Origin of the sequence: Paenibacillus sp. FSL W8-0186, assembly GCF_037969765.1 — a bacterium.
GTDB lineage: Bacteria > Bacillota > Bacilli > Paenibacillales > Paenibacillaceae > Fontibacillus > Fontibacillus woosongensis.
In genome coordinates this window covers 1,951,679-1,975,460 of record NZ_CP150207.1, presented here as the reverse complement: position 1 = coordinate 1,975,460, position 23,782 = coordinate 1,951,679, and the positions used below count along the sequence as shown (strand labels likewise).

Genomic DNA, 23,782 nt, shown 5'->3' with positions numbered 1-23,782 from the left:
TATTAGACCTTATATATCTATTGTACTCGAACAACTCGGGATCCGCCAATTTATGTTAATGAACACCGGGCAGGCAAGGAAATTGACATGAATCATTTGCTTCAAAAAAGACAGGCCGGAATACTTTTCCCGCCTGCCTTTACGTTTTATTTGTTTTTTCGGTCATTATCCGAATCTTCCGGAAATGTAGTCGTCTGTTCTCTTTTCCTTCGGATTCGTGAAAATTTTATCCGTGTCATCAAACTCGACGACTTCTCCCATGAGGAAAAATGCCGTCTTCTCCGAGACCCGTGCCGCTTGGTGCATGTTATGGGTTACGATAATAATGCAATATTCCTGCTTCAAATCGGCGATCAGCTCTTCGATCTTGGAGCTGGATACCGGGTCAAGCGCGGAGGCCGGCTCATCCATCAGAATGATGCTCGGGCTGACCGCAATCGATCTGGCGATGCACAGCCGCTGCTGCTGCCCGCCGGACAACGAAAGGGCAGAACGGTGCAGCCTGTCCTTCGTCTCGTCCCAAAGAGCAGCTTTTGTCAAAGATTCCTCGACGATCTGATCCAGCTTCTTCTTATCCTTGATCCCGTGATAGCGTGGACCAAAAGCAATATTCTCGTAGATCGATTTATGGAACGGGTTCGGCTTTTGCCAGACCATCCCAATTTTTTGGCGCAGCAGCACCACGTCGGTTTTGGGATCATTGATATTCTCGTCGCCAATCCATATTTCCCCGGTAATTCTCGCACCGCTAATGAGGTCGTTCATCCGGTTCAAACTGCGGAGAAATGTCGATTTTCCGCAGCCGGACGGGCCGATTAACGCCGTTACTTGTTTAGCTTCAAAGTCTAGAGAGACACTTTTTACCGCTTGCTTCTCCCCATAGTATACGCTCAAATCCTTAACGGACAGTTCGATATTGCTCATAGAGGCTCCTCCCTATTTCGTTGCTGTAAATTTCTTGTGCATGACGCGCCCCAGCCAGCGAGCCAGAAGATTGAACGCCAGCACGGTTAATATGAGTACAGCTGAGGCGCCAGCTGCAATTTCCGGAGCATCCGGAGCCAATCCTTCCGAATTGATCTTCCAGATATGAACGGCCAGCGTCTCGGCAGAACGGAACGGATTTAAGGGAGACATCGGGCTGAACGGATTCCAATCCGTGAAGTCAAGTCTCGGACTGCTCATCCCCGCGGTAAACAATAGGGCAGCCGCTTCGCCAAACACGCGGCCCGCAGCGAGAATCGTCCCCGTCAAAATAATCGGCATCGCAATCGGCAGCATAATTGAACGAATCGTCTTCCATTTTGACAGACCCAGAGCCAGACTCGCCTCCTTCTGTGCTACCGGAACACTTCTCATGCCCTGCTCCGTAATCCGCACCATTAGCGGAAGGTTGAACACGGTCAATGCGAGAGCGCCAGAGAACAGTGAGAAGCCGAAGCCGAATACGTTAACGATAACCAGCAAGCCGAACAAACCAACCACAATGGAAGGAAAGGAGGACAGCACCTCAACGATCAAGCGTATAAAATCCGTCACTTTTCCCGGCTTGGCGTACTCGCTCATATAGATTCCTGCGCCAAGTCCCAGCGGAACTGTGATCAGCAGGGTCAGGACGAGCAGAAACAGGGAGTTAAACAGCTGCGGCCCAATCCCGCCGCCTTCCTTAATCGTTTCCGGAGGGGAAGTCAGGAAGTCGAAGCTGATATGCCCAAGTCCTCTGACCAGAATGAAGCCAAGCAGTCCTGCCAAGATGAGAACGATAAAGCCGGCTAAGGTTATAATGACCGCGGTTGCGATTTTATCTGCTGTTTTTGCGCTCATCGATTAGCTCTCCTTTCCAGCCACCGTACTACGAAGACGAAAACAAAGGTCATCATCATCAGGATGAGAGCCAGTGTCCACAGAACATTGTTCTGCATCGTGCCCATAACGGTATTGCCCATGCTCAGTGTAATGACGCTTGTCAAAGTCGATGTGGATTCAAACAGCGAACCGGGGATATGCGGAGCATTCCCGATAACCATCTGTACGGCCAACGCTTCCCCGAAGGCACGCGCCATCCCGAGCACAACGCCCGTCATCAAAGCCGGCAGCGTCGTAGGAAGTACCGTGCGGTACAGTGTTTGCCATCTCGTTGCCCCAAGCGCATAAGAGCCTTCCTTCAGGCCTGAAGGAAGTGCTGCCAGCGCATCGGTAGCAATAGAAGTGATCGTCGGGAGAATCATGATCGACAGCACGGTAGCACCGGCCGCGATCCCAAGCCCTTGACCCGGAAAGACGTCGCGATAAAAGGGCACGATGACACTCAGGCCCACAAATCCGTAGACAACGGAGGGAATTCCCGCCAAAAGCTCGATGACGGGCTGCAAATATTTTCTGCCGATTTTCGGCATGATTTCAATCATGAAGAGAGCCGCGCAAATACCTAATGGTGCGGAAATCAGGGCAGCGAGCAGGGATGTGCTGAACGACCCGATAATAAATGGCAAAGCGCCGAAGAACGGGGGCTCCCCATCCGGCTTCCACTGTGTGCTGCCAAATATTTCGGCTACGCTGATTCCGTCCTTAAAAAACGAGCTCAATCCTTTGGTCGCCACGAAATACACCATAGAGAAAATAGTGACGACCAGAAGGACGATACATAGCGATGTAAATATTTTACCTGTCCATTCTTCGATTACGTGTTGTTTTGGTTTTTGTCTTCTGCCGGCATGAGCCATAAGACCTCTCCCTTTACACAGCACAGAGAGAGGCAGAAGAATCCGCCTCTCGTCTTGCCGAAATGATGTCGTATATTATTTCGTAATATTGCCGTCAGCGTCGCGTTTCACTTGCATTTTTCCGGCTGGAATGTAGCCAAGCTCAACGACATCGTTATTTTGCACATCATCGGAAACCATATATTCGAGGAATGCTTTCACAACTTCGTTTGGCTCGCCCTTGGTGTACATGTGCTCATACGCCCATACAGGGTAGCTGCCGTTAGCAACATTCTCTTCGTTCGCTTCAACGCCGTCGTATTTCACAACTTTGATGGAATCATCCAGGTAGGACAGAGCCAGGTAGCCGATCGCGCCAGGCGTTTCTTTTACCAGTTTTTTGACTGTACCCGAGGAATCCTCTTGAATGGAGCCTTGAAGATCTTCCGTTTTCGTGCCTAGTGCATATTTCTCAAACGTCGCGCGCGTACCCGAGCTGGACGGTCTGTTTACGATTTGAATTTTTTGATCCTGTCCGCCAACTTCTTTCCAGTTGGTGATCTTGCCTGTGAAAATGCCTACCAATTGATCCTTCGTCAGGTTATCAACTGTAATCTCAGGGTTAATGACTGCTGCCATAGCTACGACCGCTACTTGATGGTCGACCAGTTCGCCAGCTTGAGCTGCATCCAGCTTCTCTTCGGCGAAAACGTCGGAGTTGCCGATGTCAGCTTGTCCGCCGGAGACTTGAGTCAAGCCCGTGCCGCTGCCGCCGCCTTGTACTTGGATAGAAACCTTCGGATGCTGATCCATGAATTTTTTGGACGCTTGATCCACGAGAGGTTGAAGTGCAGAAGAGCCAACAGCAAGGATTGAACCGGACAGCTCGGATGCTGGCGTTTCATTTGCCGGAGTTTCGTTAGCAGCGCCTGGAGCTTCTGCTGAATTATTGGACTTTGCCGCGTTATTTGGTCCGCATGCGGCCAACGTGAAAGTCAGTACCAAAGTTAAAATTAACATCAAACTCTTTTTCATTGTTAAGGTTTCCCCCTCATTTGTTTGTATAGTCTGATTATAGAAACCGAATATCAAACCCATGTATGAGTTTTGTAAACTCTGTGTAAAAAATAATAATAAATACCCGCTTCTATCACTTAACGTGAATGAAACGGGTATTTATTATTCCAATTTTCTTAAATTTTTCTGTCGCTCTTCACAATTTGTTAGCATTTGGGGTGCCGCGAACAATTCTACGCACCGTCCACGCCCCTGCGGCTGTGCCGATAACGCCGCAGGCGCTCACGATCGCAACCAGATCATAAGAATGCCAATGAAGCAGAAAGCCTATCCCGCTGCCAAATGTCGTGCCGGCTAGAAACCCAAGCGCCATCCCGGCCTGGCTGTTCCATTTCATAAATCCAAGCCTCCAGCGTATTCAAAGTCTACCTGCGGATTACATCGAATCCGACGGGCCGCTGCTCTTCGAGAGCAGTCCCTTTAACTCCTTCATGAACATATTGATGTCCTTGAATTGGCGATAGACCGAAGCAAACCTTACGTATGCGACCTCATCTACAGGATACAATTGCTCCATAATAAGCTCTCCGATTTCCCGGCTCTCTACTTCCGCGTTAGCGGTATGACGCAGCGATCTTTCCGCTGCCGACACGATCGATTCCAGCTGTTCCACGGACACCGGCCGTTTCTCGCAAGCGCGAATCAAACCCCGGAGCAACTTCTCCCGATTAAATTCCTCTCGGCTGCCGTCCTTCTTGATAACGATCAGCGGCATTTCCTCCACCATCTCAAAGGTAGTGAACCGGCGGCTGCATTTCTCGCACTCCCGCCTGCGGCGGATGGAACGATTCTCGTTTGCCGGTCTGGAGTCCAGCACCTTTGTTCCGGAATAGTCACAATATGGACATTTCAACGTGCTTTTACCCCCTTTTTATTAGGAATTTTGATTTAACTAAGATCTCTGTTGTCGGATGCATCAACGAATGCCAATAAATAACTAAAATATTCGTAATGAAGTCGTCTATTTCAGCACATAATACTTTTACCACAAGGAGGTGAACATATCATGGCTCAAAATAATAATTCTTCGAACGACCTGGTGGTTAGACAAGCTTCCGGCGCTCTGGAGCAAATGAAATATGAAGTAGCTCAGGAGCTTGGCATCTCTTTCCCACAAGACGGATATGCTGGTAACCTGACTTCTTACGAAAACGGTTCGATTGGTGGTTTCATCACCAAACGTCTGGTAACAATTGCCGAGCAGCAGCTGGCAGGTCAATTCCAATAATTTGACCAACCAAGCTCAGGAAGCATTGGCGCAGGCCCCAGCCTGTCCAATGCTTCTCTATCATACGGGAATAGGCCCGGTAATTTACAAATGCTCATAAATGTCAGAGTATTGATCGTAGTAATGAGTAACTCTTTGTACATAATGCCTCGTTTCGCCAAAAGGGATATTTTTGACCGATTCGAGCTTTCCATCCCACCTGCCGCTGCGCAACCAATTCCGGACATTCGTCGGCCCTGCGTTATATGCAGCGATCATGGCGATCTCATTACCGTCGAATTGTTCGTGCAGCGATTTCAAATACCAGGTTCCGATCGCGATATTCGTATCGCTCTCTTCCTTCACCTTATCTAAAGACACGTCCGGCAGCTTCGACTGTTCGATAACCCATTTCGCGGTATCCGGCATGATCTGCATGATGCCAAGCGCGCCCTTCTTGGATTCGGACCCTGTCTTGTAATTGCTCTCCACCCGAATGATCGCTGCCACCATCAAAGGATCGAGATTGTATTTCTGAGCATGAACTTTTATTTCCTCTTTGAAATGAATCGGATAAAATAAGGCTAACCATTTGGAATTAAAAAATAAAATGACAGTAAAACCGAGAAACAACAAAAGCAGCACTCTTTTTTTACGCAGCCATTTCATAGCAAAACCTTGTTCCGCCAAAATTCCGCGATCTGCAACTCCGTCTTATCCATTCCGAGGCTGTTATCAATCAAAATATCCGCCCTCTCCTTCTTTTTCTCGATATCCATTTGGGCTCGTATTCTCGCCTCTGCCTGCTCTAAGGTCAGTTCGTCTCTCTGCATCAGCCTCTTAAGCTGCAATTCACGTGGCACGTAGACCACCATCACTTGTTCAAACATCGTTTCCAAACCGGATTCATACAGCAGCGGTATATCCACGACGACAAGCCGTCCAGGGTCCGCTGCCTCATAAGCGGCCATCCGTTTCCTCATTTCGGCGCGAATAGCGGGATGGGTAAGGCCATTCAGCGTTTTAAGCTTCTCTGGATCGGAAAAGACGATTTCGCCCAGCCTTTTACGGTTTAATGTACCGTCATCGTAGAGAACGTCTGGCCCGAACCGCTCCCGTACCGCCTGCAGCACCGGATGCCCGGGCTCCATCACCTCTCTGGCGATGACATCGGCATCAATTAATATGGCCCCCCGCTTAACCAGCATTTGGGAGACCGTGCTTTTGCCCGTGGCGATTCCGCCCGTCAGCCCGATATTCATGGATTCACCTCGCTATCTTTATAAACTTTGCGCTTCGGGCTTCCAGCTCCGGAACCGAATTCCTGCCCTGGGTCAACCATGGAGGAAATTACGATCCGATTCTCTTCAGGGACTGCTTGTCCAGAACGCGAACCTGGCATATCGGGCAATAATGCGTCCCCCGGCCGCCAACGACGCTCTTCTCGATCGGGTGTCCGCATTTTACGCACGATTCGCCTTTGCGCCCATAAATTTGCAGCGAGTGCTGGAACATCCCCATCTCGCCTTGGCCGTTAACATACGATTTAATGGAGGAACCTCCGGCTTGTACTGCATCGGTTAAGGTAAAGACGATCGCTTCATGAAGCGTTGTCCATTCTTGGGCGGACAAGGTGTTCGCCGCACGCTCCGGATGAATCCCGGCCCGAAACAGTGCTTCATCCACATAAATATTGCCGATCCCCACCACATATTCCTGATTTAACAGAGCAACCTTGATCTTTGTCGATCGCTTGAACAGTAGCTCCCGTAGAACTTCTGCTGTAAAAGTATCTTCCAGCGGCTCTAGCCCAAGCTTCATGAGCGGTTTCTCCTTGAATTCCTCGCCTGGAAGGAACAGGTGCATCGTGCCGAATTGCCGTACATCCTTATATCTAAGCTCCGTGCCATCGGTAAACCGGAAAATGACATGGGTGTGCTTCTCTACTTCCTCATTTTGATCGTACACGCCATACCGGCCTTCCATCCGCAGATGGGAGACCAGGACAAGCTGATCCATAATAATCCTCAAAAACTTGCCGCGCCGGCCAACATCTACAATAGTATGACCCGCCAGCTCCGTCTCAAACCGCTTAATATCGTCGGGACGCTGAATAATTCGCGGCAGCAGCACCTTCACCGACTTGATCGTCTTCCCGACGATTAGAGCCGACAATGTCCGCCGAACGGTCTCCACTTCCGGTAGCTCCGGCATGTTCTTTCACCTCAAACTTTAAATTTGTCGCTGCTTCATTTCGTGATTAACGACCTTCTTGAACTTCCTCCTCAATAAAGGTTCAAAAAGTCGCTTTTCAGCACCGAAGCATACTCTCCCGGGGTGCGTTTCTTCGAAACGCTTCGGTTGCACAAACCCTTTGCCTATGCTTCCGATGCGAGTTTTGCCCTGCAAAACTTTCAGGAGGAGCGGAGTTCCACGTTTTCAAAGAAAACGTTCTTCGAAAGGAAAACCTGGAGAAACCTACATGAGCACCTGCAATGTTTCTGCAAGAAACATGCTTCGGAAGCATAAGCTTTCGAGGGTGAGTGCAAGATTCGACGCCGAATTCACTACCCGAAATACTTCGTGATAAGAAAAACTTCAATCGATGTAACCTCACAGTAGATAGACCGCCTTAAGCTGATGTTTTTCTTGCGATATAAAGTAGTCATCCCCGGTCGTCTAATCAATTTTATATCTTCAAAAGCGATCTTTTTGAACTACCTCTTCAATAAAGGTTCAAAAAGTCGCTTTTTAGCACCGAGAAGGTTGCACGAACCCGAAGAAGGAGGAGCGGAGTGTAGGAGAAAACTACATGAGCACCGGACTTCGAGGGTGAGTACAAGATTCGACGCCGAATTCACTTCTCAGAACCTACTTCGTGAATAAAAGTGACTTTTTGAACTACCTCTAAACTATTTGGCTTCGTACCAGTTGGAGCCGCTGCTTACCTCCGCCTTCAACGGAACCGACAGCTGCAGAGCCTTTTCCATCGTCTCAGGCACAAGCTTGCTCATCGTCTCCAACTCTTGCGGCGGCACCTCAAATACCAGCTCGTCATGGACCTGAAGCAGCATCCGGCTTTTCAGCCCATGCTTGCGCAGCGTCTCGTCCATCATCACCATCGCCAGCTTAATGATATCCGCAGCGGTGCCTTGGATCGGCGTATTCATCGCCGTTCGCTCGGCGAAGGAGCGCAGGTTGAAGTTGGAGGCGTTGATTTCCGGAAGATATCGTCTTCGCTCAAGCAGCGTGGTAACGTAACCGTTGCGCTTTGCCTCCTGAACGATCTCATCCATATACCGGCGTACGCCCTTAAAAGCCTCGAAATACTGCTCAATGAACTGCGCAGCTTCCTTTCGGGTAATATGCAGGTTCTGTGATAAACCATAATCGCTAATTCCATAGACGATTCCGAAATTCACAGCCTTGGCTGAACGGCGCATATTGGCATCCACCTGGTCCTGGGATACACCGAAGACATCCATAGCTGTTTTCGTATGAATATCCATATCATGCAGGAAGGCTTCCTGCAATCCCTTATCATCTGAAATATGCGCAAGCACCCGCAGCTCAATCTGTGAATAGTCCGCGGCAAGAATGGACCAGCCCTCTTCGGACGGCACGAACACTTGGCGAATTTTGCGCCCTTCCTCCAAACGGATTGGAATATTCTGCAAATTCGGATATTGGCTGCTAAGTCTGCCCGTTGCGGCAATCGTCTGTCGGTAAAACGTATGAACCTTGCCAGTGTCCTGGCGGATCTCCTTCAGCAAACCTTCTACATAAGTCGATTGCAGCTTCGCCAGCTGGCGGTATTCCAGAATGAACTGGACAATTTCGTTGTACGGCGCCAGCTTTTCCAGTACCTCTGCATCGGTGGAATATCCCGTCTTCGTTTTCTTGACCACGGGCAGCTCCAGTTTATCGAACAGAACCTCACCGAGCTGCTTTGGCGAATTCAAATTGAATTCCAGACCGGCAATTTCATAAATCCGCTTCTCCAGTTTGCTGATCTGCGCCTCGAACTCTTTGCCGAGCTCCGCCAGCGCGTCGCGATTGACCGAGATCCCCTGCTTCTCCATATCCGCCAAAATGCGGGACAGCGGCATTTCCAGCTCATAAAACAACCGGTTCATTTCATTTTTCTCAAGCTCTTCCTTCTGCAGCGGAATCAGACGCAGCATCGCCAGCGCCTTGCGGGCCAGATGGCGGCTGAGTGTTTCCGGATCAGGCGCCTTAAATTTGGCCCCTTTGCCGTATACCTCATCATCCGAAGGCAATTGCGGCAAATGATATTTGGCTGCAAGCCCGCTGATCGTCTGGTTATTATCCGTTGGATCCAGCAAGTACGCGGCCAGCTCGATATCAAATTCAGCTCCCGCAAACGTAATTCCTTGCCAGTACAACGCCAAATCAGCCCGATGAAGATCATAACCGCGTTTTGGTATTTGCGGGTCCGCAAGCCAATCCTTGACGGGCTTCGCCGCCGCGCTTAGCAAAAATTCGCAGGACACAAAGAAATGACGCTCCTTCGAAGAGAAGATCAGCCCCATAACCTCGGACTGATGCGGATTATCGCCGCGAGATTCCACATACATAACCTCGATCCCCGGAAGTTCGTTCACAAGTTCTTGCAGCGAGGTTTCATCCACGATCACTACCTCAACTTCATCCTGCGCTCTGGCGGTCGCTTCCCCTGCTTCGGCCGTTCCAGCCCCTTCACCGAATGACAAGCGTTCAAGCAATGATTTGAACTCTAGTTTGCGAAGCACCGGCCCTGCCTTCTCTTCCTGCAGTCCCCGAAAAACCATATCATCAAAAGACCGGTCAACCGGCACCTCGCGGTGAATCGTTGCAAGCCTTTTACTCAGCCTTGCATCCTCAGCATGCTGAATGAGATTTTCCTTCATCTTGCCCTTCAGCTCGTCCGTCCGGGCAAGCACTTCCTCCACGGAGCCGAACTGGTGCAGCAGCTTTAATGCTGTCTTCTCGCCGATTCCCGGAACGCCGGGAATATTATCCGAAGCATCGCCCATCAGACCCTTCAAATCAATGATCTGATCCGGGGTAAGCCCATATCTCTCTTGGATCTCCTTCGGCCCATAAGGCTCCACTTCGCTGATTCCCTTCCGCGTCAAGGCCACCTTAACCTTATCGCTGACTACTTGCAGCATGTCCTTGTCTCCCGTGACGACAAGCACGTCCTTGCCAGCAGCTTCAGCCTGCTTGCTGATCGTTCCAATAATATCGTCAGCCTCATAGCCAGGCAGCTCGAACCAGCATATTCCAAAGCTCTCCAACAACTCGCGGGTAAGCGGAAACTGCTCGCTCAATTCCGGAGGCGTCTTCTCCCGTCCCCCTTTATAATCTTCGTAACCTTCGTGGCGGAACGTCACTTTGCCCGCATCAAACGCTACCATAATATGAGTCGGCTTCTCATCCTGAATGAGTCTTAGCAGCATATTCGTAAATCCGTACACAGCGTTCGTATGCAGGCCGCTTGAATTGTTCAGCGGCGGCATGGCGAAGAACGCCCGGTAAATAATACTGTTTCCGTCAATAAGAATTAATTTTTCCATACAGCACCTCGTTCCCTGAACATACTCCTGATTATTATTCTAACACATGCTCCGCCGATATATAAAAAACAATCGCGATTTAACGATATTCAAAACAGGCAGCCCGCACAAACAGCAAAGCGCCGGAGCATTCCGGCGCTTTGACTGTTTTAAATAACGATATTTAATTAACTATTGATTAAGATCCGGCCGATGTCCGGTAACAAGATAAACGGCGCTTTCCCCGATATTCGTCGCATGGTCGGCGATACGTTCAATGTATCTGCCCACCAGCGTAAGCAGCATCACCTGCTGCAGGGAGTCGGGGTGATTAATGACGATCGAATACAGCTCGCTGATCGTTTGACTGTAAAGATGGTCGACCTCATCGTCATCCTTTGCCATCTTATAGGCCAGATCTGTATTTTCATCCAAATAGGATTGGAGAGATTCCTCCACCATGACCTCGACCAGCTCCGCCATTTTTGGAATGTCAATAAGCGGCTTCAGCAGCGTCTGTCCCTCCAAACGAAGCGTCACCTTGGCGATGTCGACCGCAAGGTCGCCCATGCGCTCCAAATCGCTGGAAATTTTAAAAGCGACGATAATCCGGCGAAGATCCTTGGCAACAGGCTGCTGCGTAACGATCAATCTGGAGCCGATGTCCATTACTTCTTCTTCCATTTCGTTCAGCTTCAAATCCTGGGCAATAACCCCTTTGGCTCTGCTAACGTCCAAGTTCTGCAGCGATATAATGGATTCTTTGAGGGCATGCTCCACGTGCTCGCCCATTTCCCTCAGCAACTGCCGCAGTTCCTCCAAATTTTGATCGAACTCTCTTCTTTGGATCATACCTCACTGCTCCCTTCTGTTAACCAAAACGTCCTGAAATATAATCTTCGGTACGCGAATCCTGCGGTGTTGAGAACAGTTTGTTAGTATCGTCTGCTTCTACAATTTCACCATTCAGGAAAAATACAGTGCGGTCCGAAATACGAGCCGCTTGATGCATGTTATGAGTAACCATCACGATGGTATACCTATCTTTTAATTCCTGGGCCAGTTCCTCGATCTTTAGCGTCGATATCGGGTCCAGAGCAGATGTCGCTTCATCCATGAGCAGGATGTCAGGCTGGACAGCAATCGCCCGGGCAATGCAAAGCCGCTGCTGCTGGCCGCCGGATAGGCTGAGCGCCGAACGCCTCAGGAAATCCTTGACCTCATCCCACAATACAGCCTGGCGCAGGCTCTGCTCCACGATTTGATCCAGCGTGGCTTTATCTTTGATGCCGTGGAGCCTCGGCCCGTATGCAACATTATCATAAATCGATTTCGGAAAAGGGTTCGGCTGTTGGAATACCATCCCCACCTGCTTGCGTAGCGTTTCTACCTCCACGCCGTCGCTGTATATATCCTTTCCTCCGATTCGCACGGAGCCTTCAATCCGTGTGCCAGGGATCATGTCGTTCATCCGGTTCAGAGTTCGCAGCAATGTGGATTTGCCGCAGCCTGAAGGACCGATAAATGCGGTGATCGCCTTCTCGGGAATATCAAGGGACATATTTTTCAGCGCTTGAAACTGGTCGTAATATAAATTCAATTTATCAATATGGATGATCGGTTCCATGTCATTTCTCCTTCATATCTCAGCAGCATCCTGACAATAACCTGTAGGTCAGTGTTAGTGTGTGTCGAACTTTAGACATAAAACCATTTTACCTTCCCTATGTAAAAGATATTGCGCAGGAATGTTAACGCAGTGTAAAATGTTTTCCGGACATTAACATTTAGTTCCCCTAATCTGCGCCAGCTTCATTTCTTTGATGACAGTTGCTCAAGCTCCTGCAGCACGATCTCTGTCTGCTTTGCTGCATTTCCGGCGGTCTGGAACATATCCCTTCCCCTGGCTTCTACGGTCCGCACTGATTCGACGAGCCTTTGGAAAGTATGGTCTGCGCTGTTCACCCTGTCGTGACTATGCTGCATTTCTATCGTTGTCAGAGAGGATGCGTCCGCCGTTTGTTTGACCAGCCCGCTGACGATATCCAGGGTGGATCCGATATCATCCGAGAACATTTTCGTTTGCAGCGCCAGCTTTCTGATTTCGCTCGCCACGACCGCAAAACCTCTGCCATGCTCCCCGGCGTGGGCGGCTTCAATCGAGGCATTCATCGCAAGCAGGCCGCTCTGATCCGCAAGCTCCCGAATTGAAGCCGCGATGGACGAGATATTACTAGCATGCCCCAGTAAAGCCGCAACTTGCTCTTCCTGGGACTTTGTCATCTTCAGAACGCGGTTGAACGAAGCCTGCACCGCCTCAAGTTCGGTTCGCCCAGCCGCTGCCAATCCGCTCATCTCCTCGGTTTGCCTTAGACTGCGCTCTGAGGTGGCGGACACTTCTTTAACAGATCGGTCGATTTCCAGCACTTTCGCATGACTTTCCCTGACGATTTTCTCGCGGATTTGATCCGCTTCACGCTGCAGTTCCCTCGACATCAGCATCAGATCCTGGACGGTCATCACACCTTTGAATTCGCCTTGCTCCGTTAAGATCAAGCTGTCATAGAATACTGCCGACTCCCGATTCAATGCTGCATCGATCAGTTCCCGGGGCGAAGTGGTAATCTCGGTGATCAGGGGCGATTTCTCCGCAAACATCAAAGCCGGCCTTTCGTAGAACAAATCAGCAGCAAAACGCCCTGCCAATCGACGATAGAAAGTGTCCCTCATAAGTAGTCCCAGCGGCCTGTTCGCATAATCGCACACAATGATGCATGGGAGTTTCGCATCGGCCTGGAATCGCTTGAGAACACTCAGGCACGATTCTTCAGGGCCTGTCGTCGGAACGAACCGGCAGTAAGCTTCCGTCCTCACCGTACTGCCCTGTTCACCCAAGTCCTCAGACGGCATTTCTTCCTTGCCTATTTTATCTTGCCTTGCAAAGACTTTAACAGCACTACGGGAAGACAACGAGACATCCCGCTCAACGACGGCCTGATTAACCACTCACACCACTCCTGACCCATACTTTCTCTTCTTTTGCTTATGTCTCTTATGTCTCTCTCTGACTGCATCATAGAAGAATTTTGTTAAGGGAGTGTTAACGGTACTTTGGACCTATGTTAAATGTTTTACAAAACAGCAAATTTAAATCAAGCCATATAGAAGCTGTCACCGCATTAGCGCGGCTAGCCGCTCCAGGTCTGCTATGATAATCTTCCGATGCCCCTTAAGCTGAATTAACTGATCCTCCTGAAAGGATGAGAGCTTCCGGCTTAATGTTTCCTGACTCATGCCCAATTGCGAAGCGAGATCGCCCTTGGTCATTTTTAGCAGCACTTCATGCTTATCATCAGCCATTTCCAGTAAAGCCTGAGCCAGACGCTGCTCCACAGAATGGAGATTAATTTCTTTAATTAATTGCTCGGCCTGCTGCAGCCGCCTGCTCAGCTCTTCCATAATTTTAATAGCAACGGACGGATAAGCTGTTACCAGTTCCTTCAGTTTATCGCCTTGAATCATACACAGAGTGGAAGCCTTAACCGCTTCCGCATAATCCGACCTGGGCACAGAATGAAATAAAGACAACTCCCCCATAAATTGCCCGGGCTCCAATATGCGAATAACCTGTTCTCTTCCAGCGGGGCTAAGCCGAACGATTTTGACCTGCCCGCTGTGGATGATGAACAGCCTATCCCCCGGATCCCCAGCCGAATAGATCATTTCGCCTTTATCATAAAATTTCGCCGTCGTGATAGCGGCAATTCCCCTAAGTTCCTCCCCAGACAAGCCGTTGAAAATGGGGACCTTCTCTACGCAATAACCGACATCCGATAGCTGGCAATGACAACTCATTTAATCTCCTCCAAGCTTGTATTGAAACCTCTTAATCTAATAGCATTGAGAACGACCAGCAGTACGGACACTTCATGAATAAGCATGCCATATGACAAATTCACCGATTTAACAAGCACTCCCCCCAGCAAGAGAATAGCTACCAGAATAGCGAAAGAGATATTCTGCTTCATATTCCTTACCGTAGCCCGGCTCAGATCCAGCCCATAAGCTAACCCGCTGACATTCCCCGACAGGAGTACCACGTCCCCAGTTTCCATAGCTATATCACTTCCCGTCCCTCCTATGGCGATGCCTAAATCAGCAGCAGCCAATGCCGGTGCATCATTAACCCCGTCTCCCACCATTGCTACGCTTCCATATTTGTTCTGCAGTTCCTTCAGGATTCGGACTTTATCCTGAGGCAATAATTCACTATAGGTTTCGTCGATGCCCAATTGGTCTGAAATCGCCTTGGCTGCTCTTGGATTATCTCCGGTCAGCATGACTACACGTTGAATTCCTGAAGATTTTAAGCGTTGGATAACCTGCTTAGCCTCCTTTCGAACCGGATCTGCGATGGAGATCATCCCTAACACCCTTTGTTCATGTCCGATAATTACCGTAGTTTGTCCCAATAACTCCTCCTCGGCCAAATCAGATTCACAGACATCGAGCTGAATATTTCGGGATGCAAGCAGCTTTCGGTTCCCTACAAGAACCAATTTATCCTCAAAAATAAACGATATGCCTTGTCCAGGAATATAGCTAACTTCTGTCGGCTTTTCATCGAACCTGCCAAGTTCCTTATCGGCATAACTGAGAATCGCCCTGGCAAGCGGATGCTCGGAGTAGGCTTCTCCCACAGCCACTATTTTCAAAAGTTCCTCCTTTGGCATACCGTAGGTTAGAATCCGCGTAACCTCAGGCTTGCCTCTGGTCAATGTCCCTGTCTTATCGAAGGCAACCATTTTAACCGAGCTGAACTTCTCTAACATCTCTCCGCCCTTAAAAAGCACGCCCTGCCTGGCCCCATTGCCGATACCGGCTACGATGGATACGGGTGCTGAAATAACCAGTGCACCGGGGCAAGCGATCACGAGAAGCGTTAAAGCCATGACGATATCACGGGTCACCGCAAATAATACAACCGCTAGCAAGATGACGAGCGGAGTATAATATCGGGAAAACTTCTCCAGGAACTTTTGCGTACGGGCTTTTTTATCCTGGGCTTCCTCAACTAACTCCAATATTTTGGCAAATGTCGTGTCTTCTCCTACTTTATCGGCTCGAATCAGAAGATAGCCGGACTCGATGATTGTCCCCGAGTACACGGTATCACTGGCGGCCTTGTGGACTGAAAGCGATTCCCCCGTGATTGCTGACTGATTAATGTAAGCCGAGCCCTCTACAATCGTACCATCTATGGAAATTTTCTCGCCAGGCTTCACGATGACCAATTCTCCCGGGAGCACCTCCTCCGGGTTTATAGTAACTTCCTTACCGGACCTGCGGACGGTTGCTGTATCAGGAGCCAATTTAAGCAGAGCCTGGATCGCGGATTTTGTTCTTTCGATAGTTCTCGATTCTAAATAGTTGCCGATCATAAACAAATAGGTTACGGCTGCTGCTTCCCAATATTCCCCGATGAACCATGCCCCAATGACGGCTATAGTCACCAGGGCGTCGATGCCGACAATCCAGTACCTTATAGCCCTGACTGCATTCACGAAAATGGGAATCCCGGCAATGAGCGTTGAGGCTGCCATCACCATTATGGTTAACCAAGTATATCCTAATGTTTTATTCAATATAAAAGATACCGTTACAAGGATACTTGCCCCAATTATGCGGTGGTTCTGTTTCAATTTGTGCGGTTGCATGACTAACCCCCCTTTTATGAATTAATGTCCTATCTACTTTTCCCCGATGACCTGATATCCTAGCTTTTCGATCAGGTTCTTGATTTCTTGTGATCCTACTTCCTTTTCCTCGAAAGATACGCGTACCCGCGAGCTATTGAACAGTACCTCCGCCGATCGAATCCCTTTTGTTTTCATGAGCATTTTTTCAATTTTAGCAATACAGCTTGGACAGGAGAACGTCTTCAGTTGATATAGTTTCGTCGTCATTCCTATAACCTCCAACTTGGATGGATTAATCTGATTGGCTTCATTATAATTTAGGCGCACCATCAACGCTTTGACCAAGATCAAAAAAAGCACCGTATTCGGTGCTTTCCATAAAAAAAAGACCCCTGATTGATCAGAAGTCACTCTAGCTTTATTTTTTGCCTGTTATTCACTCCGAAATGATTGAAGCCTTTTTCTTGTTCACGACGAGCTTATAACCAACCCCGCGAATAGAATCAATATACACCGATCCGGGATCCAGCTCTAGTTTCTTGCGAAGAGAGCTGACGTGCACATCCACGGTTCTTTGCCCGCCGATATAATCAAATCCCCATACTGCATTCATCAAGTCGTCCCGCGTCATGACTACCCCGGGCTTTCGTGCCAAATACAGCAGCACTTCGAATTCCTTCGGCCGCAGCGTAATCGGCTCGCTCCCTAAAGTTACCTCATATTTCTCCGGGTAAATGACGAGATCGCCTAGCGTAATTTGCGAACTTGTCTCTTGGGGCTGCGGTCTATTCTCCGGCTCTTCAACACCCGAGGATCTTCTTAGCACGGCCGTTACTCGGGCAAGCAGCTCGGCTACGCCGAACGGCTTGGTAATATAATCGTCTGCACCCGATTTCAAGCCTTGAACTACATCTTCCTCCGCATTTTTTGCCGTTAGCATAATAACGGGTGTCTTCACGCCCTCATTTCGAAGCCGGGACATGATCTCAAACCCGTTCATGCCCGGCAGCATCAAATCCAGCAATATTAAATTGAAATCGTTCTTCAATGCCGTGTCCAACCCAGACTGTCCATGCTCTTCAACCACAACTTCATAGCCTTCGCGTGACAAGTTATAAGACAGAAGCCGCGAGAGCGTTGGCTCATCTTCAATTACTAACAGCCGTTGCGTCATAGTACCCCCCATTTTCTTGTCCGGCATAATGGATGTCGACGAAATCATGACAAGCCCAGCATATCATGGCATTGTTAACGTAGTGTAAAATTTTCAGGAAATTTCACATTGGTTTTAAATAATTAATAGCCGCTTTTCATTCTCTGCATACTTCATTCCTTCTGTTAACCAAACCATTATTCTACGGGATGCATCAGCGGCAGTTCCAGAATGAACGATGTCCCTTCACCCACTTTGCTTTCTACCCGGATCGTCCCTCGATGCAAATCCACCAAATGCTTGACGATCGACAGTCCGAGCCCCGTACCGCCCGACCCGCGGGAACGGGCTTTGTCCACTCTATAGAAACGCTCAAAAATGCGCGGCAAATCCTTCTTCGGAATGCCGATCCCTGTATCGTTGACCGTAAAGCGAATTGCCTCATGCTCCCCGCCCTCGTTCAACACTTCAGCAGCAATTCTCACTCTTCCGCCTTCAAGGGTATAACTAATTGCGTTAGAAATGAGATTGAGGAATATCTGCCGCAGCCGATCCTCGTCTCCCTCGATAAATAGATGCTCCGGAACCTCCTGCAAAAGTACGATCGATTTCTTCTTCGCCGCCGGAAGCAGCACCTCGACGACGCTGTCAAGCAATTCCTTCAGATGAATCGGAGCGTATTCTAGAGGAGCGCGCTTGGATTCGATCTTCGACAGTTCCAAAATGTCTCCAATCAGGCGATTCAATCGGTCTGCTTCATCGTAAATGATTTGCAGGAAGGAGCGCATCGTCTCCGTATCCTTGACTCCACCGGCAAGCAGGGTCTCGGCGAAGCCTTTTACGGCTGCAATCGGCGTTTTGAGCTCGTGGGATACATTAGCAACGAATTCACTGCGCATTCTTTCCAGCCTGCGAATATCGGTCACATCCTGAAGCAGGAACAGCATACCCCGATAGCTTTCATCATCTTCACTCATCGGTACGCCATCGAAATGAAGCATTCTCTCCTCCGGATCGTACACGCTGCGTTCCTCCTGCAAATACTCCTTGCGCTGTATGCCCTCCTCCATGAATTTCATGAATTCATAATTCCGCTTCAGGACGGTGAAGGGCTTGCCTAAGAGCTGATCCGCTCTCATATGCAGAATCCGCTCTGCCTCTCGGTTCACCAAGGCGATCTGGCCTCCAGCATCCACCATCACGATTCCCCCGGTCATGTTCGCAAGTACGCTCTGCATCAAATCCTCGTTGTCCCTGATCCACTTGAGCTGTTGCTGCAGGCTATCCGCCATGCCGTTAATCGCAAAACCCAGCTGGCCGATCTCGTCCTTGCGCTCCAGTTTGACTCGGGCGTCATAATCCAGGCGGGATATTCGGTTGGCTACACGCGTAATATGCTCCAGCGGCTTCGTCAGCCCACCGGCGATCCGGTAGCTGAGCAGCCCAGCCGCCAGGAACAGGATGACGAGGCCTCCGGCCATCCAGGTCCAGCCTCGATTCATTCCTTCGTCAATGGCCTTCAGGCTCATCGATAGACGAATATATCCATCGAAGCCTTCGTCCGAGTATACCTTATGAGCGACATAGAGCATGTCTTCATGAAGCGTCTCGCTGTACCGGATTACGCTTCCGAATTCCCCTTGGGAAGCGGAGACGATTTCCTCACGGTTCAGGTGATTGTCCATGTCAGCGGCATTTTTCTCCGAATCTCCAACAACCTGGCCATCCAAGGCGATGAAGGTAACCCTGGAATTGATGCGCTGCTCCAGCTCCTTCGCTTCCCGGGTATAATATTCCATCATCAGCGGACTATTATCAAGCGGGCGAAATGGGAAGGTATACTCGAGCAGACTGATTTCCCGGACCAGATTCTCCTCCAGGGCACGAATATGCGAATCCTTGAATACCCGAACCATGGATAGCCCGGCGGCAAGCATGGAAATACCGATCAAGCTCATCAAAATAAGCGTCAGTCGTGTTCGAAACGTCTTCATGCCTTATTTAAATACTGGCTCTTTGAAAGCCGCCAGCTTCTCTAGCGAAGACTTCTCGACATCCGCATGCAGGCTCTCTCCATGCGAATCCATCGTAACGATCGCCGCAAAGCCATCGACCTCCAGATGCCACATCGCCTCAGGGATGCCAAACTCCATGTAATCCACCCCGTTGACCTTCTTAATGCACTCGGCGTAATACTGCGCCGCGCCGCCAATGGCATTCAGATAAACGCCGCCATGCTCTTTCAGCGCCGCAAGCGTCTTCTGGCCCATGCCGCCCTTGCCGATTACCGCGCGAATGCCGAATTTCTTAATAATATCGCCTTGATAAGGCTCCTCGCGGATGCTTGTGGTCGGCCCGGCAGCCTTTACATGCCAGCCTTCCTCGTCCTTAAGCATAACTGGTCCGCAGTGATAGATAACGGCGCCGTTCAAATCGACTGGAGCATCATGATCCATTAAATATTTATGAAGGGCGTCGCGGCCCGTGTGGATTTCGCCTTTGATAACGACGACATCTCCAACCCGCAGGCTGCGAATCTGCTCCTCCGTAATCGGGGTTTGCAGAACAACCTCCCGGCTAGCCTGCGGAGCTGCATCCGCTTTCACTGAAGCGGCCGGTTCGTTATCCATCGCTACCTCGGATCCCCGCTCGTACAGCCAGTTCTTGATTTCGCCGTTAGCGGGATCTATGGCAACCCCTTGTCGGCGGAAAGCCCAGCAGTTATACGCTACCGATACAAAGAAGCTTGCCGGCAGGCGGTTTGCAGCTCCGACTTTACAGCCAAGCAGCGTCACTTCGCCGCCGAAGCCCATCGTTCCAATCCCCAGCTTGTTCGCATTGTCCATAATATATTCTTCCAGTTGTCTAAGCTCATTTACCGGATTCACATCATCCGCAGAACGGAACAGCTGCTGCTTTGCCAGCTCATACCCTGTCGTCCGGTCACCGCCGATGCCGACGCCTATAAATCCGGCGCTGCAGCCTTGGCCCTGGGCTTGATACACCGCATGCAGGATACACTTGCGAATGCCGTCCAAATCCCGCCCAGCGCGCCCGAGTCCTTCAAGCTCGGCCGGAAGGCTGTACTGGATATTCTTGTTCTCGCACCCGCCGCCTTTGAGTATTAGACGAATATCTATGAAATCCTCTTCCCACTGCTCAAAATGGATCACAGGCGTTCCCGCTCCGAGATTGTCCCCGCTGTTCTCCCCGGTTAACGAATCAACCGAATTAGGCCGCAGCTTGCCTTCCTTGGTCGCGCGCTTGATCGCGGTGAGGATTCCCTTCTTCATTTCAATTTGATTTACGCCTACAGGAGTATGAATGATAAAGGTAGGCATCCCCGTATCCTGGCAAATTGGTGATATTTGATCCTCTGCCATTTTGATATTTGTCGTGATCGTGGAAAGGGCCAGCCCTGCTCTCGTATCCCGATTTTCCGCCAGTGCCCCACGTTTTACAGCCCGGCGCACATCTCCTGGCAAATTCGTTGAAGTCTCCACAATGAGTTCATAAATGCTCTGTTCAAACTGCAGCATAATCCAAGATCCCCTCTCTTGTCTTCGTGTGACTAATGGACATAAAATTGCCGTGAATCTTACTGTTGGATTAACCTGTTCTTTAGTCTTATAATAACATAAACATAGTGACTCGTTGACATATTCTGTTCAAATTTGCCGGTCAAGAAGAGAGGTATCTCACTGATGAACGATCATTTTCATTTTTCTGCCTACATGTACCGCCTGCGCTCTATCAAACGCTGGAGCCTTATGCGCAGCACGGCCACCGAGAATGTTGCCGAGCATTCCTTCCATGTCGCTTTGCTGACCCACCTCCTCTGCGAAATAGGCAACAGCCTGTACGGGCGCAGTCTGAATTCGGATCGCGCGGCGACGCTTGCCCTGTTCCATGATGCAACAGAGGTATTCACCGGCGACATCCCAACCCCCGTAAAGCATCATAACCCTCGCTTGCTTTCAAGCTTTCGAGAGATGGAGGAAATAGCCGCCGAACGTCTTCTCTCCATGGTCCCTCCAGAGCTAAAGCCGACGTATGGAGCATTGTTATCTCCGAATCACCATGCTAACCGGAAGACCGGAGATGACGAGCTACTCAAATATGTCAAAGCTGCCGACAGCCTGGATGCGTACTTGAAATGTGCCTGGGAGCTTACATCGGGCAATCGAGAATTTGCTGTAGCTAAGGAGCAGCTGCTGGATAAACTTCAACGGCTGAGCCTGCCGGAGATCGATTATTTCCTTGAGCATTTGGCGCCAAGCTTTGACATGACGCTTGACGAACTGTCCGAGCAAAGCTGAGTTATCTGTAAAAAAATAAATCGCTCTAAGGATCGGGCTACCCCTCTCCTTAAGAGCGATTATCCATGGGTTGCTTATAAGACGAACCCGTGCCGCTGTATAAGGCCAATTATCCGTTCACGATCTCTCCGCCGTTGATATGCAATACCTGCCCGCTAATGTAGGATGAATCATCCGAGCCTAAGAACACGTAGGCTGGAGCCAGTTCTTCCGGCTGGCCAGGGCGCTGCATCGGTGTATTCGCTCCGAATTGGGCCACTTGTTCCTTATCAAATGTGGATGGTATGAGAGGCGTCCAGATCGGACCGGGTGCAACCGCGTTAACACGGATTCCTTTCTTGCCGACGATGTTCATGGACAGGGCCCGCGTGAAGCTGACGATCGCCCCTTTAGTTGCGGAATAATCAATCAGCTGCGGATTCCCGCGATAGGCTGTTACGGAGGCCGTATTGATGATCGCACTGCCTTTCTTTAGATGAGCCATCGCTGCCTTCGTCACAAAGAACATCGCAAAAATATTCGTCCGGAATGTTCTCTCGAGCTGCTCGGCCGTTATGTCCGTAATGTCCTCCTGCGGATGCTGCTCGGCAGCATTGTTGATCAGGATATCGAGACCGCCCAGTTCGTTGACCGTTTGCTCTACTGCCTGTTTGGCGAACGATTCGTCTCCTAAATCCCCGGAAATAAGCAGGCATTTCCTGCCCTCCTGCTCGACCTCCTGCTTCGTCAGCTTCGCATCCTCATTTTCGTTCAAATATACGATAGCTACGTCGGCGCCCTCTTTGGCATATGCTAAAGCTACGGCTCTTCCGATTCCGCTGTCTCCCCCCGTAATTAGCGCAACTTTGCCCTGGAGCTTGCCCGCTGCTTTATAGTTCCCTTCGTATTTCGGGCGCGGATTCATTTCTTCTTCGATTCCGGGCCGCTGGTTCTGATGCTGCGGAGGCATGGTTTGCTTGGTTTGTCCGCTTCCTGACATGCTGCATTCTCCTTCCTCGCTTGTGTATTTCATTCCCTTCCCTTGTTAGAATAACCTTTGGCAGACGGCTTATGCCGGTATCTGCAAATACGTGCAGCTCAAGGTCGGGTCAATTGGAAATTACCACAACGAGCAAAGGCTTAAACAAGTTGGCTGCATTTACAGCGTAATGTCAAAGCGGTTCGCGAACCAAAGCGGATCATGCTGGCGAAGCCCTAAATACTTCTCCCTTGCTTCTTCAAGTCCTTCCCGGTCAGGAGCTCCAGGCTGCTCCCCATCACAGGCTATAACAAGCTCCCGTATCTTGGCAACGGTCTCCTTCTCGAAATGGATTCGTGTAAAGGCAATGAGATCGCTGCCCCAGTAAGCAAGCCGATGATCCGGCGGATAATTATGCCTAAAAACAATCGTCAGGGTTATATGAGGAACGTAATAACATACCCGTCCAGATAACCAGGTCCTCAGGGAAAACTCAGCAGTCTCAATTTCCTTCGTATAGAATCCGTCCGCAAGCCCCCCCAATTCCTCTAGTGTCTGGCGTCTTATGGCAAAGCAATCCCAAGACAGCCAAGGAATGTCGCCTTCCTCTGTAACGGCCGGATAACTGTAAATCGAAGCGCATAATCCCCCCGGTGGACTGCTGCATTGCGGGATATTTACCGGACGACCCTGTGATGTAAACGAAGGCGTTGAACAATCCGCCCTGCCTTGCTGAATCGGCTCCAGCAGAGCCTCCATCCATCCATCCTCGAAATAAAGCCTCGGACTGCAAAAAATCAAATATTCCCCCAGAGCGTGGGAAGCGCCCAGCTGCCGGGAAGAAATTCCGCGCTGCGCCTTCAATTTGCGAAGCGGCATATCGAATTTGAAGTGCATCAGGAAATCACAACAACCGTCCACGGAACCCTCGTCCACGATAATAATTTCGTAACGGGGAGCGACACGGGATACCTTCATGGACTCCAGTGTTGTCTGTAAATCAATTCCTTCGTTCTGCACCGAAATAATGACGGATACAAGAATAGGTTGAGCAGACATGGTTTCTCTCCTTATAAATGGCAATAATAGAATATTGAATGGAAATATAG

At 49.9% G+C, this 23,782-nt stretch carries 23 protein-coding genes; 2 read left to right on the top strand and 21 right to left on the bottom strand.

The window, feature by feature from the left end:
* Window positions 1-165: 165 nt before the first annotated feature.
* From pstB (MKX50_RS08655) to nrdR, 6 genes are all read right to left on the bottom strand, one after another.
* On the bottom strand, window positions 166-924 hold the full coding sequence (gene pstB / locus MKX50_RS08655) for a phosphate ABC transporter ATP-binding protein PstB (RefSeq protein ID WP_213588950.1): 759 nt from the start codon (window positions 922-924) through the stop codon (window positions 166-168).
* A gap of 12 nt (window positions 925-936) precedes the next feature.
* The gene (pstA, locus tag MKX50_RS08650; RefSeq protein WP_339159167.1) at window positions 937-1,824 is read right to left on the bottom strand and encodes a phosphate ABC transporter permease PstA; all 888 of its coding nucleotides are present in this window, start codon (window positions 1,822-1,824) and stop codon (window positions 937-939) included.
* Complete coding sequence (gene pstC, locus MKX50_RS08645; protein WP_213588952.1) at window positions 1,821-2,723, bottom strand: phosphate ABC transporter permease subunit PstC; 903 nt, start codon at window positions 2,721-2,723, stop codon at window positions 1,821-1,823. Before pstC ends, pstA begins: the two co-directional genes overlap by 4 nt.
* Before the next feature lie 75 nt (window positions 2,724-2,798).
* The gene (locus MKX50_RS08640) at window positions 2,799-3,737 is read right to left on the bottom strand and encodes a phosphate ABC transporter substrate-binding protein (RefSeq protein WP_213588953.1); all 939 of its coding nucleotides are present in this window, start codon (window positions 3,735-3,737) and stop codon (window positions 2,799-2,801) included.
* Window positions 3,738-3,915: 178 nt separating this feature from the next.
* A complete protein-coding gene (locus MKX50_RS08635) occupies window positions 3,916-4,116 on the bottom strand; it encodes a hypothetical protein (protein WP_339159165.1) in 201 nt (66 codons plus the stop codon).
* Window positions 4,117-4,155: 39 nt separating this feature from the next.
* On the bottom strand, window positions 4,156-4,632 hold the full coding sequence (nrdR, locus tag MKX50_RS08630; protein ID WP_155609212.1) for a transcriptional regulator NrdR: 477 nt from the start codon (window positions 4,630-4,632) through the stop codon (window positions 4,156-4,158).
* A gap of 153 nt (window positions 4,633-4,785) precedes the next feature.
* Between nrdR and MKX50_RS08625 the strand changes: the two genes are divergently transcribed.
* A complete protein-coding gene (locus MKX50_RS08625) occupies window positions 4,786-5,007 on the top strand; it encodes an alpha/beta-type small acid-soluble spore protein (protein WP_055108788.1) in 222 nt (73 codons plus the stop codon).
* An 84-nt stretch (window positions 5,008-5,091) separates the two neighbouring features.
* Here the strand turns inward: MKX50_RS08625 and MKX50_RS08620 are convergent, their stop codons facing one another.
* The 13 genes from MKX50_RS08620 to MKX50_RS08560 all read right to left on the bottom strand — a co-directional run bounded on the left by MKX50_RS08620 (window position 5,092) and on the right by MKX50_RS08560 (window position 20,935).
* Complete coding sequence (locus MKX50_RS08620) at window positions 5,092-5,655, bottom strand: lytic transglycosylase domain-containing protein (RefSeq protein WP_213588955.1); 564 nt, start codon at window positions 5,653-5,655, stop codon at window positions 5,092-5,094.
* Window positions 5,652-6,248, bottom strand: a complete 597-nt coding sequence (coaE, locus tag MKX50_RS08615) for a dephospho-CoA kinase (RefSeq protein WP_339159163.1) — start codon at window positions 6,246-6,248, stop codon at window positions 5,652-5,654. Before coaE ends, MKX50_RS08620 begins: the two co-directional genes overlap by 4 nt.
* Before the next feature lie 88 nt (window positions 6,249-6,336).
* Entirely contained in the window at window positions 6,337-7,200 is an 864-nt protein-coding gene (mutM, locus tag MKX50_RS08610) for a DNA-formamidopyrimidine glycosylase (RefSeq protein WP_339159159.1), read from the bottom strand.
* A 698-nt stretch (window positions 7,201-7,898) separates the two neighbouring features.
* On the bottom strand, window positions 7,899-10,565 hold the full coding sequence (gene polA, locus MKX50_RS08605) for a DNA polymerase I (protein ID WP_213588958.1): 2,667 nt from the start codon (window positions 10,563-10,565) through the stop codon (window positions 7,899-7,901).
* 171 nt (window positions 10,566-10,736) lie between these two features.
* Complete coding sequence (gene phoU / locus MKX50_RS08600; protein WP_213588959.1) at window positions 10,737-11,396, bottom strand: phosphate signaling complex protein PhoU; 660 nt, start codon at window positions 11,394-11,396, stop codon at window positions 10,737-10,739.
* A gap of 19 nt (window positions 11,397-11,415) precedes the next feature.
* Window positions 11,416-12,171 carry a phosphate ABC transporter ATP-binding protein PstB gene (pstB, locus tag MKX50_RS08595; protein ID WP_155609217.1) on the bottom strand — a complete coding sequence of 252 codons (756 nt, stop codon included), beginning with the start codon at window positions 12,169-12,171 and terminating at the stop codon, window positions 11,416-11,418.
* A gap of 185 nt (window positions 12,172-12,356) precedes the next feature.
* Entirely contained in the window at window positions 12,357-13,550 is a 1,194-nt protein-coding gene (locus MKX50_RS08590; RefSeq protein WP_213588960.1) for a methyl-accepting chemotaxis protein, read from the bottom strand.
* A gap of 165 nt (window positions 13,551-13,715) precedes the next feature.
* A complete protein-coding gene (locus MKX50_RS08585; protein WP_213588961.1) occupies window positions 13,716-14,399 on the bottom strand; it encodes a Crp/Fnr family transcriptional regulator in 684 nt (227 codons plus the stop codon).
* Window positions 14,396-16,261, bottom strand: coding sequence for a cation-translocating P-type ATPase (locus tag MKX50_RS08580; RefSeq protein ID WP_339159156.1), 1,866 nt, complete (start codon window positions 16,259-16,261; stop codon window positions 14,396-14,398). Before MKX50_RS08580 ends, MKX50_RS08585 begins: the two co-directional genes overlap by 4 nt.
* 33 nt (window positions 16,262-16,294) lie before the next feature.
* A complete protein-coding gene (locus MKX50_RS08575; protein WP_155609220.1) occupies window positions 16,295-16,510 on the bottom strand; it encodes a heavy metal-associated domain-containing protein in 216 nt (71 codons plus the stop codon).
* A gap of 169 nt (window positions 16,511-16,679) precedes the next feature.
* Complete coding sequence (locus MKX50_RS08570; RefSeq protein WP_155609221.1) at window positions 16,680-17,417, bottom strand: response regulator transcription factor; 738 nt, start codon at window positions 17,415-17,417, stop codon at window positions 16,680-16,682.
* Window positions 17,418-17,593: 176 nt separating this feature from the next.
* Window positions 17,594-19,390 (bottom strand): ATP-binding protein, encoded by a 1,797-nt coding sequence (locus MKX50_RS08565; RefSeq protein WP_339159153.1) that lies wholly within the window; start codon window positions 19,388-19,390, stop codon window positions 17,594-17,596.
* 3 nt (window positions 19,391-19,393) lie between these two features.
* Window positions 19,394-20,935, bottom strand: coding sequence for a fumarate hydratase (locus MKX50_RS08560; RefSeq protein WP_213588964.1), 1,542 nt, complete (start codon window positions 20,933-20,935; stop codon window positions 19,394-19,396).
* A gap of 165 nt (window positions 20,936-21,100) precedes the next feature.
* Here MKX50_RS08560 and yfbR point away from each other — a divergent pair, with 165 nt between their 5' ends.
* Window positions 21,101-21,715: a 5'-deoxynucleotidase gene (gene yfbR / locus MKX50_RS08555; RefSeq protein ID WP_213588965.1), complete on the top strand. Its 615-nt coding sequence runs from the start codon at window positions 21,101-21,103 to the stop codon at window positions 21,713-21,715.
* A 109-nt stretch (window positions 21,716-21,824) separates the two neighbouring features.
* Here the strand turns inward: yfbR and MKX50_RS08550 are convergent, their stop codons facing one another.
* On the bottom strand, window positions 21,825-22,694 hold the full coding sequence (locus MKX50_RS08550; RefSeq protein ID WP_155609225.1) for an SDR family oxidoreductase: 870 nt from the start codon (window positions 22,692-22,694) through the stop codon (window positions 21,825-21,827).
* Between the two features lie 159 nt (window positions 22,695-22,853).
* Entirely contained in the window at window positions 22,854-23,732 is an 879-nt protein-coding gene (locus MKX50_RS08545) for a glycosyltransferase (protein WP_155609226.1), read from the bottom strand.
* Between the last annotated feature and the right edge of the window lie 50 nt (window positions 23,733-23,782).

Excerpts from the sequence above, each read along its gene's own strand:
- pstA (WP_339159167.1), bottom strand. The coding sequence starts at position 1,824 with ATGAGCGCAAAAACAGCAGATAAAATCGCAACCGCGGTCATTATAACC.
- pstB (WP_213588950.1), bottom strand. The coding sequence starts at position 924 with ATGAGCAATATCGAACTGTCCGTTAAGGATTTGAGCGTATACTATGGG.
- yfbR (WP_213588965.1), top strand. The coding sequence starts at position 21,101 with ATGAACGATCATTTTCATTTTTCTGCCTACATGTACCGCCTGCGCTCT.
- coaE (WP_339159163.1), bottom strand. The coding sequence starts at position 6,248 with ATGAATATCGGGCTGACGGGCGGAATCGCCACGGGCAAAAGCACGGTC.
- MKX50_RS08640 (WP_213588953.1), bottom strand. The coding sequence starts at position 3,737 with ATGAAAAAGAGTTTGATGTTAATTTTAACTTTGGTACTGACTTTCACG.
- MKX50_RS08620 (WP_213588955.1), bottom strand. The coding sequence starts at position 5,655 with ATGAAATGGCTGCGTAAAAAAAGAGTGCTGCTTTTGTTGTTTCTCGGT.
- MKX50_RS08580 (WP_339159156.1), bottom strand. The coding sequence starts at position 16,261 with ATGCAACCGCACAAATTGAAACAGAACCACCGCATAATTGGGGCAAGT.
- MKX50_RS08575 (WP_155609220.1), bottom strand. The coding sequence starts at position 16,510 with ATGACGACGAAACTATATCAACTGAAGACGTTCTCCTGTCCAAGCTGT.
- polA (WP_213588958.1), bottom strand. The coding sequence starts at position 10,565 with ATGGAAAAATTAATTCTTATTGACGGAAACAGTATTATTTACCGGGCG.
- MKX50_RS08560 (WP_213588964.1), bottom strand. The coding sequence starts at position 20,935 with ATGCTGCAGTTTGAACAGAGCATTTATGAACTCATTGTGGAGACTTCA.
- phoU (WP_213588959.1), bottom strand. The coding sequence starts at position 11,396 with ATGATCCAAAGAAGAGAGTTCGATCAAAATTTGGAGGAACTGCGGCAG.
- MKX50_RS08625 (WP_055108788.1), top strand. The coding sequence starts at position 4,786 with ATGGCTCAAAATAATAATTCTTCGAACGACCTGGTGGTTAGACAAGCT.
- MKX50_RS08545 (WP_155609226.1), bottom strand. The coding sequence starts at position 23,732 with ATGTCTGCTCAACCTATTCTTGTATCCGTCATTATTTCGGTGCAGAAC.
- pstC (WP_213588952.1), bottom strand. The coding sequence starts at position 2,723 with ATGGCTCATGCCGGCAGAAGACAAAAACCAAAACAACACGTAATCGAA.
- MKX50_RS08565 (WP_339159153.1), bottom strand. The coding sequence starts at position 19,390 with ATGAAGACGTTTCGAACACGACTGACGCTTATTTTGATGAGCTTGATC.
- MKX50_RS08635 (WP_339159165.1), bottom strand. The coding sequence starts at position 4,116 with ATGAAATGGAACAGCCAGGCCGGGATGGCGCTTGGGTTTCTAGCCGGC.
- mutM (WP_339159159.1), bottom strand. The coding sequence starts at position 7,200 with ATGCCGGAGCTACCGGAAGTGGAGACCGTTCGGCGGACATTGTCGGCT.
- MKX50_RS08585 (WP_213588961.1), bottom strand. The coding sequence starts at position 14,399 with ATGAGTTGTCATTGCCAGCTATCGGATGTCGGTTATTGCGTAGAGAAG.
- MKX50_RS08550 (WP_155609225.1), bottom strand. The coding sequence starts at position 22,694 with ATGTCAGGAAGCGGACAAACCAAGCAAACCATGCCTCCGCAGCATCAG.
- MKX50_RS08570 (WP_155609221.1), bottom strand. The coding sequence starts at position 17,417 with ATGACGCAACGGCTGTTAGTAATTGAAGATGAGCCAACGCTCTCGCGG.
- pstB (WP_155609217.1), bottom strand. The coding sequence starts at position 12,171 with ATGGAACCGATCATCCATATTGATAAATTGAATTTATATTACGACCAG.